Source organism: Pseudomonas sp. O230, from assembly GCF_045447035.1.
Classification (GTDB): domain Bacteria; phylum Pseudomonadota; class Gammaproteobacteria; order Pseudomonadales; family Pseudomonadaceae; genus Aquipseudomonas.
On the sequence record NZ_JBJGXN010000002.1, the window covers coordinates 63,231 to 77,867 of the forward strand.

General features: G+C 53.2%; 15 protein-coding genes and 1 tRNA gene. 7 read left to right on the forward strand and 9 right to left on the reverse strand.

Annotated features, from left to right (window positions below):
* Nucleotides 1-37 precede the first annotated feature (37 nt).
* Nucleotides 38-901 (forward strand): hypothetical protein, encoded by an 864-nt coding sequence (locus tag ACI77H_RS03575; protein ID WP_407010378.1) that lies wholly within the window; start codon nt 38-40, stop codon nt 899-901.
* 810 nt (nt 902-1,711) lie between these two features.
* Here the strand turns inward: ACI77H_RS03575 and ACI77H_RS03580 are convergent.
* Nucleotides 1,712-2,032 (reverse strand): hypothetical protein, encoded by a 321-nt coding sequence (locus tag ACI77H_RS03580; RefSeq protein WP_407010380.1) that lies wholly within the window; start codon nt 2,030-2,032, stop codon nt 1,712-1,714.
* Nucleotides 2,033-2,136: 104 nt separating this feature from the next.
* On the opposite strand from ACI77H_RS03580, the gene ACI77H_RS03585 reads away from it, so the two are divergent.
* The 3 genes from ACI77H_RS03585 to ACI77H_RS03595 all read left to right on the forward strand — a co-directional run bounded on the left by ACI77H_RS03585 (nt 2,137) and on the right by ACI77H_RS03595 (nt 3,460).
* The gene (locus ACI77H_RS03585; protein WP_407010381.1) at nt 2,137-2,403 is read left to right on the forward strand and encodes a helix-turn-helix domain-containing protein; all 267 of its coding nucleotides are present in this window, start codon (nt 2,137-2,139) and stop codon (nt 2,401-2,403) included.
* A gap of 71 nt (nt 2,404-2,474) precedes the next feature.
* A complete protein-coding gene (locus ACI77H_RS03590; RefSeq protein WP_407010382.1) occupies nt 2,475-2,690 on the forward strand; it encodes a hypothetical protein in 216 nt (71 codons plus the stop codon).
* A 143-nt stretch (nt 2,691-2,833) separates the two neighbouring features.
* Complete coding sequence (locus ACI77H_RS03595) at nt 2,834-3,460, forward strand: recombinase family protein (RefSeq protein ID WP_407010383.1); 627 nt, start codon at nt 2,834-2,836, stop codon at nt 3,458-3,460.
* 155 nt (nt 3,461-3,615) lie between these two features.
* On the opposite strand, the gene ACI77H_RS03600 is transcribed toward ACI77H_RS03595, so the two are convergent.
* From ACI77H_RS03600 to ACI77H_RS03615, 4 genes are all read right to left on the reverse strand, one after another.
* On the reverse strand, nt 3,616-4,353 hold the full coding sequence (locus ACI77H_RS03600) for a hypothetical protein (RefSeq protein WP_407010384.1): 738 nt from the start codon (nt 4,351-4,353) through the stop codon (nt 3,616-3,618).
* The gene (locus tag ACI77H_RS03605; RefSeq protein WP_407010385.1) at nt 4,346-5,170 is read right to left on the reverse strand and encodes a hypothetical protein; all 825 of its coding nucleotides are present in this window, start codon (nt 5,168-5,170) and stop codon (nt 4,346-4,348) included. Before ACI77H_RS03605 ends, ACI77H_RS03600 begins: the two co-directional genes overlap by 8 nt.
* Nucleotides 5,171-5,945: 775 nt before the next feature.
* Nucleotides 5,946-6,614 (reverse strand): hypothetical protein, encoded by a 669-nt coding sequence (locus tag ACI77H_RS03610; RefSeq protein ID WP_407010386.1) that lies wholly within the window; start codon nt 6,612-6,614, stop codon nt 5,946-5,948.
* Nucleotides 6,615-6,712: 98 nt separating this feature from the next.
* Nucleotides 6,713-7,093: a Rap1a/Tai family immunity protein gene (locus tag ACI77H_RS03615; RefSeq protein ID WP_407010387.1), complete on the reverse strand. Its 381-nt coding sequence runs from the start codon at nt 7,091-7,093 to the stop codon at nt 6,713-6,715.
* Nucleotides 7,094-7,546: 453 nt separating this feature from the next.
* On the opposite strand from ACI77H_RS03615, the gene ACI77H_RS03620 reads away from it, so the two are divergent.
* Nucleotides 7,547-8,263 carry a hypothetical protein gene (locus tag ACI77H_RS03620; protein WP_407010388.1) on the forward strand — a complete coding sequence of 239 codons (717 nt, stop codon included), beginning with the start codon at nt 7,547-7,549 and terminating at the stop codon, nt 8,261-8,263.
* A gap of 32 nt (nt 8,264-8,295) precedes the next feature.
* Entirely contained in the window at nt 8,296-8,520 is a 225-nt protein-coding gene (locus tag ACI77H_RS03625) for a hypothetical protein (protein WP_407010390.1), read from the forward strand.
* Nucleotides 8,521-8,718: 198 nt separating this feature from the next.
* Here the strand turns inward: ACI77H_RS03625 and ACI77H_RS03630 are convergent.
* A tRNA-Val gene (locus ACI77H_RS03630) sits at nt 8,719-8,795 on the reverse strand.
* A gap of 183 nt (nt 8,796-8,978) precedes the next feature.
* On the opposite strand from ACI77H_RS03630, the gene ACI77H_RS03635 reads away from it, so the two are divergent.
* Nucleotides 8,979-10,262 carry an NAD(P)/FAD-dependent oxidoreductase gene (locus tag ACI77H_RS03635; protein ID WP_407010391.1) on the forward strand — a complete coding sequence of 428 codons (1,284 nt, stop codon included), beginning with the start codon at nt 8,979-8,981 and terminating at the stop codon, nt 10,260-10,262.
* Nucleotides 10,263-10,485: 223 nt separating this feature from the next.
* On the opposite strand, the gene ACI77H_RS03640 is transcribed toward ACI77H_RS03635, so the two are convergent.
* From ACI77H_RS03640 to ACI77H_RS03650, 3 genes are all read right to left on the reverse strand, one after another.
* Nucleotides 10,486-12,900, reverse strand: a complete 2,415-nt coding sequence (locus ACI77H_RS03640; RefSeq protein WP_407010392.1) for a TonB-dependent siderophore receptor — start codon at nt 12,898-12,900, stop codon at nt 10,486-10,488.
* A 67-nt stretch (nt 12,901-12,967) separates the two neighbouring features.
* On the reverse strand, nt 12,968-13,912 hold the full coding sequence (locus ACI77H_RS03645; RefSeq protein ID WP_407010393.1) for a FecR domain-containing protein: 945 nt from the start codon (nt 13,910-13,912) through the stop codon (nt 12,968-12,970).
* Nucleotides 13,909-14,418 (reverse strand): sigma-70 family RNA polymerase sigma factor, encoded by a 510-nt coding sequence (locus ACI77H_RS03650; RefSeq protein WP_407010395.1) that lies wholly within the window; start codon nt 14,416-14,418, stop codon nt 13,909-13,911. The genes ACI77H_RS03645 and ACI77H_RS03650 overlap by 4 nt, the downstream gene beginning before the upstream one ends.
* Nucleotides 14,419-14,637: the final 219 nt, after the last annotated feature.

The following is a 14,637-nucleotide window of genomic DNA, read 5'->3' on the forward strand; positions in this document are numbered from 1 at the left end:
TGTGAACCACATTTGAACTGACCATAGGAGGCCACTCATGCACAACGCAATTCCCTTCGTTTTGAAGCTCACCCCCGGCACCATTGCTGCCAACCAAGACTCAGCAGAACCTTCCCTCGATGAGCAGATCGTTATTCTGCACAAGCAGGGATTCGGTCGTCGTAAGATCATGCTCGCGCTTGGCGTCGGAGAATCTCAAGTACGTCGTCTGACCAAAGGAATCGCGGTTGAGGGTGCAACATGCCCAGCTATCACACCTTTTGAACGCGCAGTGAAGCTCTGCTATCCGCTGGCCGTACGTCGTCATGGCCTCAAGGACTACCAGCTTCGGGACATACTTTTTCGCGTCTATGGCTCGAAATGGAATGCAGCCACCGGCAAGTACGATGGGCTTTACACTGATGACAACATCTACAGACTGAGGAAGCGGGTTCGTGAGCTTGCCGTCGAAAGGGATGAGATTGCCGTGTTTCCAATGGATTGGTTCGATACCACCAAGCCTTTGGAGTCAAACCGCCAAATCCGCCACTGTGCCCTCAATCTTGCAGAGCGCGTACAGGATGTCATCGATGATTACATGCTGGCCTGTGGAGTGGAATTGATGGCAGAGGAAGGAATGCCGACAGAGCAGGAAGCCGAGCTACATCAAATTGAGCGAGCCAAACAGGTCGCAGCAGCAAGGCTGCACATCCTCAAGCTTGCTATACCTGAGCTCAGTCCTGAGCCGGTTAACCTGCTGATGGAGCGTGCCGAAAAGCAAGCCAGAAACCTAGCACGAACACCAGATATCGAAGTTCCAGATGTGCAAGCGCGTAGCAGGCAGGATCAACCCGAACCAACGCGCACCAACGCATTTCTCGACTACGTTGAAAGCCGAGGGTGGCTAGCCTCGAATCAGTGAAACGCTAATGGCAAGCTGTGCTGACAGGGATTGTAGATCACCAACAGCCTTGGTACCCCAGTCGCACGGACAATATATAAGAGGTGGGGTGGTGGGGCGTTCGCACTCTTAAAGGTCATCCAAAGACCGACAGGTCTAAGCTTGATACACCTCGACCGGAGGTCGTAGCTCAATCACCTGAAGTGTTACTGGGGAATAATATTGATGACAATCAATTCCCCAAAAAGAAAGATAGGACCCTGTGTCGCCGCGACACGGTGTCATCCTCTCAACTCCGTTGATTATCTCTGCACCATACCATCAAGAACGGCAGTTCTTCTGGAAGTTGGTGGTTATGTGTTTATTTATCTGGATGATAATCCAAGTGGTGTCGCAGTTGAGGTGCGGAGAAATTGGGCGTTCGCTCGAGGGATGTCCTTCTTTGAACATCCGTTCAGGGGGCTACCAGCTAACGTAGGTGCGAACGATTCAGTGAAACTGGTTACGTACTCGCTCTACCCTTTGGCGCTCTGCTCACCACTTGGACTTCTGCCCGCTCTCAACCCACGTTTCATTTCTACGCTTACCATTGACTCCTAGAATCTGCCTGATCTGCTTGTCAATCTTTCTGTTGTGCCAATCATTGCTACGCATGGTTATGCCCCAGATGAATAGCCACAGACCGCAAGTCGGAATGCAAAGCAGCAGGTGCAAGATGTGATTGATCTTTCTCTTCTGACTGGTCAGATAGTAGAGCTGATCGTTCATGTTCGCCCTTGTGCAATTCGATTGGAGCAAGGTGGTTGATTCAGGTCAGTTCTTGAACAGAAATCAACGCAACCAACCATTCGCCGTCATGGCAGTTTTCCCGCTGGGAAGCTGAATCAATGCTGACTTGTCTCCATCTTTCGGACCTTCGATGAAGTTGACTTTAGTAGCAGTTGAAATCGTTCGGCACTTACCTGACTCGATCAAACGCCCAGCCTCATCTTCGTCCTGATCGAGCGATGCCTCCACCATCTTTGTCCAGTCACCAGCTTTATAGCAAACCATCGAACCTGCGACGAGCGTTCGCTTTGGATAGGTGTCAGCCATAGCTACAGCAGATGCGAATAGGGGCAGTAGGCACAACAAGCGAGTAGCGTTGTTCATCAAGCATTCCTTCGATACGGAAGATAGAGGCAATAATATCCCAAATTCAGATATCTGAAAACCAGATATAGGTTGGAGACTGCTCATCTCGCAGTTGCCCAGCCATGCCTAAGACGATCTACAAACCCGAACACGCGGTCCTGCTGACCCTACTGAAGAAACACAGGAAGGCGGCTAGTCTGACTCAAGTACAGTGTTCAAAGGCACTGGGACGTCCACAGTCGTTCATGAGTGACGTTGAGAGTGGGACGCGCCGCTTGGATATCGTGCAGCTTCGCGACCTATGCAAAGTACTGGGAATTGGATTGCCAGACCTGATCGCGGAATTCGAACAATCATTGTCGGCAGATGAAGCCGCCACTGCTCAATGACTTTCTGAACTGAGTCACCCGATCATCCATTTGTTGGACTACGATCTTTACGCCCTTCAAGGACGACCGCCATGCCAGACAATGCAGACGCCCACATAGCCACAGCGGACGCGCTAACCCTCCTATTGCACAACCAGCACGCCATAGCTGCTGCAATTGAAGAATTGTCCCTGTGGGCTAAAGCTAGTGGGGCAAGTGACACCTGCGACAATGCACTCAACGCATTACAGACTCTCGATGCGAACGCATCAGCCATCACCGCTGGGATTCTCAAGCTCCGGCAATAATCGCTATCAAAGAAGTAGACCTATCCGGTAGTGAAGTGGACGCTACGCAGTGGCCAAAATAATCTATCAATAAAGTCTTTAAAATAGCCTAATAATAAACTATCATTGATCTATTAAATTGAGACCCCAAAGGATAGCCAACCATGAACGCCCACTTATACCTCCGAGCATCGACCAAAGATCAAGATGCCAATCGTGCAAAGGTGGTCTTGGAGTTGTTCGCCGTCGAGAGGGGTTTGAACGTCGTTGGTGTGTATGCAGAAAACATCAGTGGCACCAAGCTCAATCGTCCTGAGCTGCTCGCCTTGCTCGATACTGCCGAGAGTGGAGACGTGCTATTGGTTGAGTCTGTAGACCGCCTCAGTCGTCTCTCACAAGCTGACTGGGACACTCTCAAGACCACTATCAAAGCCAAGGGATTGCGTCTAATTGTAGCTGATCTGCCTACCAGCCACATGCTGGTTGAGGCGAAGGGAATCACTGGCCAAATCATGGACGTGATCAACAACATGCTGATTGATCTTATGGCGACTATGGCACGGCTGGATCAAGAGAAGCGTGTAGAACGCATCAAGCAAGGTCTGGAAAACAAGCGTGCTGCCGATCCTGAATGGAAGCCGTCAGGCAAAGGGAGGAACGCTGCCAAGTGGGAAGAGGTGCAATCACTGATGAGAAAACATCCAACCATGTCTGCTGATAAGGTCGCCAAGCTGGCTGATTGTGGTGTTGCCACGGTATACAGGATCAAAAAGGAAACGATAGCGACGTGAAGTATTACCATCTACCCCGTCATGATCGCGCCATATGCAACTAACCACTTAGCTTAACTTGGGGCCTGCTTGGATTTTATCTGTTTAACTACGAGTCCCTTACTCGACAGCACTGGTGATTCGACGACCTCTGATCGCTTCAAAACAAAGAAAAATCAATACAGATCGTAACGCAGACCAACGCTGTTTAATATCACATTAAACCCGTTATTAGATTTTAAGTAGCTAGTTGATGCGTACTCCATGAATTGAGCACTCATCATTATCAGACGTAGCAGCGAAAAATCAGTAAAATTAATTATCGTCAAATAGTGGGACTTTCTATCTTCCTCCGAAAAGCCATTTGAATCGCTCAGCTTTTCATCAACGATCCTTACCATATTATAAAAGATTCGAGTAAGGCTGTATATTTGGTCAGTTGAATCAACTCCTTCCAAGTATTCAACTACGGACGATACCTCAGGGTCGGAGGCTCGAAGCCCTTCAACAACGTCTTCAATTTTTATAACAGCCTCCCCTCCCGACAGCCTCACCACTGTTCCTTGAACATCTGCATCAACCCGAAAGGAATCAAAGTATGTTTTTTGCGAGTCGAGCATATTGAAAAGCTGCATTTCGAACGAGCGAAGCCTTTCTGTCTTTCTTGAGGCCTCCACCTCCAACTTTAATTCTTTATTGGCTTCCACCTGAATAGACAGAGACCGTATAAGCAGGACTATCGATACAAAGCTGAGTAGAGGATTTAAAGTACCTCCTACATAGTCTCCTAGCTGGCCCCATTTTTCCGGATCGCCGGAAACAACATAATTAAGATTCAAATAGAATTGTGCAAAATACGAAAATAGCACTAGAGCAATAAGTGCCGCCGATAAAATTACATATCGGTTAAACATCTATAAACCCAACCACAAGATACTTAACTACACGCCCATCCAACAAGCGTATAGGGTTTGCAACAAGTTCTAGATACTCCCACCTCTCTACATCAATCCCGTTATTCTTATCTAAGTTCTTAGAAAACTTCTTCTTCATTGCAAAATCGACGTCCCGGTAGTTCACTCGGAACCCGAACGCCACAGTATCCTCCTCTCCTTCTAGCTGAAGTCTTCCGTTCCCAGTATTTGTATTAAAGCGCCTTATGCTTGCCACAAGATTGAGTCTTTCATCAGTCTTTGTAGCTTGAACAGCATGAACCGTATCCTTTGTAAATTTTGCAAGAGAAACTCTTTCTTCGAAACTCTTCCTGTACTGGATCGAAACATCATAATCAAATTTAACGGCGACCTCATGAACATTTTTCATTACAGAAAGCCGTAATTGCCTAATCAAATCTTCAGCATGATCACCTAGTTTGTCCAATATTTTCTGGGCTTTTTCCGAAGGGTCTGGCGTTTCAATGTAAAGCGCCTCCTTCATAAAGTAACCCATAAGCTCTGTAAATATAGAGTTCCCCATCCTTCTTAATTCTTTTCTAGGCTCTTCATCTAAAACATCCAACCTAAAACTTAGCCCGTAGGACCCCTTGAATGTTTTCTTGAGCGTAGTTCTCACACTGCTCTTTGCTGTGATTCTCTCGGGAACTTTTCCGAGTAGTAGCGTTTCACCAATGATTCGTGTGGCGTCAGAGATTCCTTGCATCGTATCTAAGCCAGACTTCATATCTACTTCATACTCAGCTGTATCAATAACGATGTCCAAATTGATTGGCATAAAGCTCCTTGAGGGGGAAATAGCATCCCCAAAATTTTAGTCCCCCAATCCCTAGAGCCTTCATCTTCAGACGATGCCGCCAAATCAGGCTGGAATGGCTCTTAGCCATCAATCTTTTTATACCTTAGATATTAGGATTGTGCACCTGATTTTGGGCCGCAGGGAGGCCAGAGCACACTGACACTCCAATCACTCCCCACCACAGCCGGACAGATTCCGCCGTAAGAAGCTCAAAAAAGAAGCATGGCAAGGTACTAAAAGTCGTTGTTGGCGATGCAATTGAAGTGCGGAAGATCAACAACTGCTCTCAGGCGCTTGCTAAAGGCCGCTCTGCTGCTGACGTAGTCGTAGCCAATGATCAACGCATGAGGAACTTGAACTCGCATCAAGCAGCCACCCAACCCCACCTGCTTACCTACCAATTTAACAAACTGAATACCTTCAAATCAGTACCTGATTGCCTCAACCCCAATGGCTTGTGTACCTCCCGTGTTAGCGAGTTCACACCAACAGCAGTACGTCGCCTGATGCTGGCTTTCAACGTCTCGTTCTGAGGCTGCGGGAGCTTCCAGATGCCTACCTTTATTTCTCAAAAGCTTGGGTTTCTGGTTGAGCCACTTGTGCCTTGCTTAGCACCTGGGACATTTCGACCGTTTCTAGAATGGATGGAGGGCCTTCCAAACTCGGAACCATTATTTCTGGCCGGATTTTGGGAAACTCAATCAGAAGTGCTATCCCGATTTTCGCCGGGGCTGGGGTATTCGGTGCATCTCTCTCAGCAACCGGGGTTACTCAAACCTAACTGATGAATCATTTCAGGCCACGGCCCAACTACCCATACTTGATAGAAGCCAAGCGAGTCGACCCAGCCACCATATTGGGCATTAAAAGCTTCGTGCACTGCGTCAAGGGAAAGACCGGGAACGTCGGTAGCGTCGAGTGCCAATATGAAGCCGTCCAGCTCTGGCTTGTACTTGTGCGAAATCGACTTCCTCAGCATCTCGACTGCTTCAGCCATCGGTACGACTCGCTCAATCTCTCCACTCTTACTTCTGGCTAGCTCCTCCCAAAACGTTGCGTCCGTGAGCGCCCTCACAACTTGAATGTTCACTTTAGCCCCATCTGGTGAGCGTACGAATGCGTCAACGTGCTTGATGTGCTCCACGTGCTGAAGGTCGGTGTAGCGTGCACCTGAGGCATTCAAGTGCTGAAATAGCCGCCTGCTGGTTTCTTTAGTGCCATCCTCTCCTCTAGGTGGCTTACCGAGCATTCCTAGAGTGACGCCACAGCCGAGACTCAAGTCGCCGCTGGAAGCCCTTCCCCTACCTTCATCTACGCTGACACGAACGTTTTTCCCATCTTGCTGCGTTAGAGCCACCACTCCATCCGACATAGACAAGAACCACGATGTCTTTGGAAGATTCCCATCATCATCTGTAGCCATGCTTCTCTCCAGAAAATCCAGACGTCAGTCCACCACACCACCAACAACACTTACGACCACTGTAACTTGCGAGCCATCCATTCATTTCGCCGCAGTCATTATTTACAAGGATAAGCATCCATAAATGCATTCCATACCAGCTCTGTCCTACCCTCGTTCAACCGTTTCGGATTATCTTTTAAATATTTAACTACGATGCGTACCATCTGACCATTCGTCACACTATCGGGCATACAATATTTCACATCCTTCTTAAGCACGTCACTGTAGAAAAAAACCGTGCTGTTGACTCCCCCTATAAAGCCTCCACATATACCAACGGCTAGCACATCATAGTTTCTCTCTGAATCGGCCACCTTAAGATATTGCTGACACTGCGCTAGCAGCTCATTTCCATCGTATTTTAGGTCTGAGGCCTGAGCACCACCATTCGCCATCATCCCAACCAATACCGCTGCCGCTATCCCTGCTACCTTCATGATGATCACCTTGGAGTGTTGTGGCCTGATATTACACACAAGGAATAATTTTATGAGAAAACTGATTGCAGGGCTTTGCCCTGATGCTGGCCTGCATGACAGCGAATGCTGACGACCTTTTGCAGAACGCAGGAATGAAACCACTCGTGAGCGAAGACGCACGCGCCACGCTCATCACGATTCGCCATTGCACTGAAGGCTATGGCTGTGCGGGTAACCGGCTAGACCGCATATTCAATAATCCTAGAGCCTGCGATTCAGCCGGGAGAGACACCATTGTGCATTTTCTGCTGACTGATGCAGAGGAAGGCATCAAGGGCCACACCGTTTCCTCTAGCTGCTCTTGAGTGGGCCGCTAGCCAAGCAACTCAAACCTGAACTGGTAAAACTTCCGATGACTGTGGCTATATAGCATCACCTTCAACAACGAACAGCAGCAAGGCAAGGAAGTGTATGCGGATACCACAGGAAATTTTGGATCAGATTAGTGACGATCCCTTAGCTGGAACCATTACAGCTTGTGAATTTGTTTCGTCATCGTTCAACCCCCAATCGCCGTGGGAAGAAGATGATGAAGAGCTGCTTTTTGAAATTTACAGCCTAATTAGCAGCCTGAAAGAAGCAAAACAAATTGAGTACATTGCGGATGAGCCGAACCTCAACTCGGCATTTCCGAGCCTCTGCTCACAAATATCTACGTTCATGAACGAGGTCAGGGCGCAACTGGAAGCAAAATTTCGGACCAAGACGAATCAGCGCAAGGTCGACCAGTTCAAGAACCATTTCTCTCTCACGATCACTAACGCTTTCGGCTATGAATTCACGGATGGCGACCTAAAGCGTATCCGAGCGCTGATCAACGAGTTACGGGAGCTTATAACTGAGAATACGGAGCTCGATGAAGAGCACAAGCTTCGCCTACTTAAACGTCTGGAGAGGATGCAATCGGAAATCCATAAGAAAGTATCCGACCTCAACGCCTTCTATGGCCTTGCGGTCGAGGCAAGCGTGATGCTCAAAAAGGTGGGTGAAAACGCCAAACCTATAGTGGATCGGATAAAGGAACTGACCGGTATATCTTGGAATACGCAAGCGCGAGCTGAGAACCTGCCTTCAGGAACGGAGCCACCACTGCTTGAAAATGATGCTGCACCAGCCGCGATTGAGTGACCTCGATTCGAACAATGCAAGGGGCAAAGACAATGAAAGACATCGTAATCACCGTAGTGAATTTCTTCGCTTGGGCAGGAATCGTCGTTGCAACGGTTGTGGGATATTTTGCGATGAAGGGTAACTATGAGTACATCGGCGCCCTGATTGGCTTCGCCGTAGGATGCCTGGGCTCTGGAGTGTGGTTCGTTCTCTCAGCAATCCATCAGAATATCCAAACCATCCGAGATATTGCCATCAAGCAGCCGCAGGGCTGATTACTACTTTCAACACCCCATCCCCCACCACCACCCCAAAGCAGAATCCCACCCGAAAACGAACTGATATCGGCGTTCACATTGCCCAGTGTGAACGAACCCGATATTTTGTGAACGTTCTGAAGAAATCCAAGACAACAAAAAAGGGCCCACCTTTCGGTGAGCCCTTCTAGACCGCCCAGCAGAGCGGATTTTGTTTGGTAGGCGCGATTGGACTCGAACCAACGACCCCCACCATGTCAAGGTGGTGCTCTAACCAACTGAGCTACGTGCCTGCTGTGAGGCGGCATTCTACGGAATTCCGGAGGGGTGTCAACACCTTTTTTCGAGCTAACCCTATGAATATGCAAAATATTTAATTTCGCCGCTGCAAAGAAGATTTTGCGGTGGCTGGCGGTCGATTTTTAACTCGGGTAGGATCGACGCACTCGTAAAATATATTAAACAGAGGCAGCAGGATGGCGAACACCCACTACCCAGAGTCCTACTACGCCGCATCAGCCAATGCGGTTCCGCCGCGTCCGGCCTTGCAGGGTGACGTAGAGACTGACGTCTGTGTGATCGGCGCCGGTTACACCGGCCTGTCCTCTGCCCTGTTTCTGCTGGAGAACGGTTTCAAGGTCACGGTACTGGAAGCCGCCAAGGTGGGTTTCGGTGCATCGGGCCGTAACGGTGGCCAGATCGTTAACAGTTATAGCCGCGACATCGACGTCATCGAGCGCACCGTCGGCCCCAAACAGGCTCAGTTGCTGGGGCAGATGGCGTTTGAAGGTGGTCGGATTATTCGTGAGCGGGTTGCCAAATATAACATCCAGTGCGACCTGAAGGACGGTGGTGTGTTCGCCGCGATCACCGCCAAGCAGATGGGCCACCTGGAATCGCAAAAGCGTCTGTGGGAGCGTTTCGGGCACGCGCAGCTTGAGCTGATGGATCAACAGCGCATCCGTGAAGTGGTGAACTGCGAGCAATACGTTGGTGGCATGCTCGACATGAGCGGCGGGCACATTCATCCGTTGAACCTGGCACTGGGTGAAGCGGCGGCCGTGGAGTCGTTGGGCGGTACGATTTACGAGCAGTCGCCGGCGGTGCGCATCGAGCGCGGCGCAAACCCGATAGTGCACACGCCCCAGGGCAGGGTCAGGGCCAAGTTCATCATCGTGGCGGGCAATGCGTACCTCGGCAATCTGGTGCCGGAACTGGCGGCCAAGTCGATGCCGTGCGGAACCCAGGTGATTACCACCGAGCCATTGGGCGAGGCGTTGGCCAAAAGCCTGTTACCGCAGGACTACTGCGTCGAAGACTGCAATTACCTGCTCGACTATTACCGTTTGACCGGCGACAAGCGTCTGGTTTTCGGTGGCGGCGTGGTGTACGGCGCGCGCGACCCGGCGAACATTGAAGCGATTATTCGACCGAAGATGCTTAAAGCCTTCCCGCAGCTCAAGGACGTGAAGATCGATTTCGCCTGGACCGGCAATTTCCTGCTGACGCTGTCGCGACTTCCGCAGGTTGGACGCCTGGGTGACAACATCTACTACTCTCAGGGTTGTAGTGGCCACGGCGTGACGTACACACACCTGGCGGGCAAGGTGTTGGCCGAAGCGTTGCGCGGTCAGGCTGAGCGTTTCGATGCATTTGCTGACTTGCCGCACTACCCGTTTCCCGGCGGCCAACTGCTGCGGACACCGTTTGCGGCGCTGGGGGCGTGGTATTACGGGTTGCGGGACAAACTCGGATTTTAACCGAAAGACGCAAAAAAGGGGCAACTGTAAAACTGCCCCTTTTTTATACGCTTGAGAATGAGGTGCATCTGTTGAATCGCGTTGATGCCATCGCGAGCAAGCTTGTCCCTACGGTGATGGCGCGAGAGCCAAACCCAGCTGATGCCGCTGCGGATTCGCGGGATATCGGCGAGTACGGCGAGGGCTTGCTCGCGAAGACATCAAATCAGTCAATGAGACGCCGTCAGAAGTCGACGGTTGCCGAAACCAGGTACGTTCGCGGCGTCGACAGCGTCAAGCCAGGCTCGCTGTCATCCGACGCGCCGGCCGAACTCCAGTAGCGCTTGCCCGCCACGTTCTCGATATTGGCGCGCAAGGTAATGTTCTTTTCCTCGACCTTGAACGCGTAGCGGGCGCCTACATCAAAACGCTCCCACGCGTCGATTTCCTTGACGTTGGACTGGTCCAGAAACTGCGAGCTGGAATAGATGCCGCGACTGGTCAGGGTCAGCCCCTGCACGGTCGGCACATCCCACTCGGCACCGAGGTTGACGTTGTATTTTGGCGTCGCAGGCGCGCGATTGCCGTCGAACGTGCCATTGGAAGTGTTGGTCAATTCACTGTCGATGTACATGACACCGCCGAGCAGGCGGAAGCCCTTGAGCGGCTCACCAAACACGCTCAGCTCCACACCATCGTTTTGGCGTTTGCCGTTCGGACCGAAGACGCGCGTGGTGGCGCTGGTTTCATAGGCCGGCTGCTTGATCCGGAACACCGCAGCGGTCACGGCGAACGCACCCGCGTCATACTTGGCGCCAACCTCGACCTGGCGGCTGATGAACGGCGGGAAGATTTCGTCCTCGTTCACCGAAGTCGATGGCGCGATCTTGCCCTGGCTCAAGCCTTCCATGTAGTTGGCATACAGCGACAGCTTGTCGGTGGCCTTGAACAGGATGCCGCCAGACGGCGAAACCTTTTCTTCATCATAGGCCGTGTCGCCTTTGACATCGTCCGTCCAGTCGTCAACCTTCACCCGCTGCCAGCGGGCGCCAAGGGTCAGCAACAGACGATCATCGAAGAACCCCAGCGTGTCGGACAGCGCGAGGCCGCTGAAGCGGTTCTCGGTGTAGACCTTCGAATCGAGCCGAGTGGGCGTGACAGGCGTCGGCGTTTCCCTTGGGTTGTAGAGGTTGCTGTTGGCGGTGGCATAACGGGCGCCGCCATTTTCGAAGTCCATGTAGAAATAGCTGGCAGCCAGGTTGACCTCATGGCTCACCGGCCCGGTATGGAACCAGTTGCGCACCCCGGCGTTAGCCGTCCGGACACTTTCGTCACGGGTGAAGTCACGGGGCTGAACGCTGAAGTCACCCCTGTTGTTGGTGACCGCAACGGCATGACGGAGGAAGTCATGATTGCTTTCGCGCGCCCCCACACCGCCGTACAACATGACGTTATCGCTGACATCGAATTCGCCGTTCACCGTGCCGAACGTGTCGTTGGTACTCGCCTTGCTCCAGGGCTGCGCATAGTTGTGGCGGACATCGCTGGCATGCGGAACCTGCGCGGTGGCGCCGACTTGCACGCGCTCCTGCGGGGCGTCGGTATCGCGCTCGGTCCGCCCTAGGTCAGTTGAGAGGCGCAGCCGCTCACCGCGAAAATCCAGACCCAGCACGGCCATCTCGCGGTCAACATTCTGGTGATCCCATTCGGTATCGCCAGACTGCTTCACGCCATTGAAACGAATCCCGAACATGTTGTCTTCACCGAAGCGCCTGCCGATGTCGACGGCCCCGCCGGTCTGGCTGTCGGACGCGTAGTTGCCGGTAAAGGAAGTGATCGGCTTGTCGGTCGCGCGCTTGGGCACCACGTTGATCCCGCCACCCACGGCGCCTCGCGGCGAGATGCCATTGATGAGCTGGCTCGGGCCTTTGAGAATGTCGACGCGGTCGGCCATCTCCATGTCGATCGTATAGGTTGGCAAAACGCCGTAGAGACCGTTGTAGGCGACATCACTGTTGAACAGGCTGAACCCGCGAATCGTGAACTGCTCATAACGCCCACCCGCCGGGTTGGTGGCGCGAACGGAAGGATCGCTGGCGATCAGCTCGCCCAGGGTCCGCGCCTGCAAGTTCTTGACCGCCTCGCTGGTGTAGGTGGTCATGCTGAACGGCGTTTCCATGAAGTCTTTCGAGCCCAGCAAGCCCTGCGATCCGCGACGTGCGACCTGACCGCCGGCATACACCTCGCCGCCAGTCCCGCCTGTGGCGCCAAGAATCGAGGTAGGGGCCAGTTGCAGGCTGCTGCCTTCTGGCGCCGGGGTCAGGATGTAAGCCTGTTCGCCCACCGGTTGCAGTTGCAGGCCGGAACCTTGCAACAGCCGCGCAAAGCCCTCCTCGACCGCGTATTCGCCGGACAGACCGGTGCTGTTGCGACCGCTGACCAGCGCCGGGTCAACCGATAGATTAACCCCGGACAGCCCGGCGAAGCGGGTCAGCGCATCGCTCAGGCTGCCGGCAGGCACCTGATAATTGCGTCGGGCACTGTCTTCGGCCCAGCTGGCGGTGATGAACAATGGACTGGCACTCAAGCCCAACAACAGGCTCAGGTGCAACAACGGACGCAGACGGAAAGTAGCCAGGCGTGGAAAGGCGGTGGGCATTGAATTTGCTCTCTTGATTCGTTCACATGCCTTGAATGACAAGTAAGTCGAAAAAAGGGGACAGCCTTTACACACTAGTTTTGCGCGGCAGCAACGTGACCCAGTAACGGGTTCGGGATTGCACCTCCAGCGGCAGGCTCGCCGCGAGCAGCGCAAGGACGCGATCCGTGTCGTGGAGACGGAAACTGCCGGTGACACGCAAGGTTTCCAGCTCAGGCTCCCAGCGCAGAACCCCCGGTCGGTAAGTGCCGAGCTCACGCAGGAGATCGCCCAGCGGCTGGTCTTTCGCCATCAGCACGCCTTCACGCCAACCCGGCGCAAGCGCATCGAACGGCGTGATCGCACTGGCCCCCATCACTTGAAGGCTGACCTGTTGCCCCCCGCGTAATGCCAGTGCCGGCCCCTGCAAGGGCTGCAACTGCACGGAACCGTCGAACACCGACACCCGACAGCCGCGTGCGTCCTGGCGCACGCAAACTTCGCTTTGGCTGAGGATGACGTTGCCGAACTTCGTCTGAATCGTCAGCGGCGCAATGCCTGGAACCTGCAGCGACAGCTCGCCTTCAATCAGCTTCACGCGGCGATTCTGCACATCCACATCGACGGCACTGGCGGTGTTGAGTTGCATGGAACTGCCATCGGCAAGCTGCACCTTTTTGCGCTCGCCAGTGGCGGTGTGCAGGTCGGCGCGCCAGACATCCAGGGGTAGTTGCCGACTGATCAGCCAGGCCGTCGGCACCAACGCCACAGCACCCAATGCGCGCTTCAATACCGCGCGTCGCCCCGGATCAGGACGGTCCAGGCTGCTCAGCGCCAACCCCGACGGCAAATCGGCGAAACGCTGACGCAAAGCCTGGGCCTTCTGCCAGGCCTGCTCGTGAACGGCGCAGGTGTCGCGCCAACGCTGCAAGTTCAGGCGGTCCTGCTCATTGGCGCCGCCGGACTCGAGCAACGCAAGCCATTGCGCGGCAGCACGGACGGCCTGACGGGGATCGGATGCCTGACTGTTCACAGCTCCACCAACAGGCAATGCTCATAGGCTTGCGCCATGTAGCGTTTGATCGTGCGCTCGGACACCTGCAGGCGCTCGGCGATTTGCGAGTAGTTCAAGCCTTCGAGCTGACTCCAGAGAAATGCCCGCCGCACCGCCCTCGGCAGTCCGTCGAGCAGCTCATCCAGCGCTTGCAGGGTTTCCAGTAGCAGCCAACGCTGCTCGGGTGATGGCGCACAGTCTTCAGGCATTGACGCCAACGCGGCCAGATAGGCCTGCTCCAGACTACGACGCTGGTAGAAGTTGCTCAGCAGGCGTTTACCCACCGTAAGCAGATAGGCACGGGGTTCTTTCAGGTCGGCGATCCGCTGGGAGCTGGCAAGCAAACGCAGGAACGTATCCTGGCTCAGGTCCGCCGCATCACAGCCGTTGCCCATGCGCCTTCTCAACCAGCCTTCCAGCCAGCCACGGTGATCGCGGTACAGGTCGTGAAGGGTTTGCTCCTTCGGCATCGCTGCATCACTCATCTCAAGAAGCCCTGTGCCAAGGAGTTATCGTAAATGAGAGTGATTCTAATTAATGTCAGAGCTGTGAACCAAGTCCTTTATGCACCGCACAGGCAGAAAGTTGGTTCTGGAAGACTGGAGAGGGATAAAAGCCAAATTTCAGACACAAAAAACCCCGGCCTTTCGACCAGGGTCTTTGCTATCGACTCGAAGATAAACCAGGGGTTTTCTTCGTAGCTC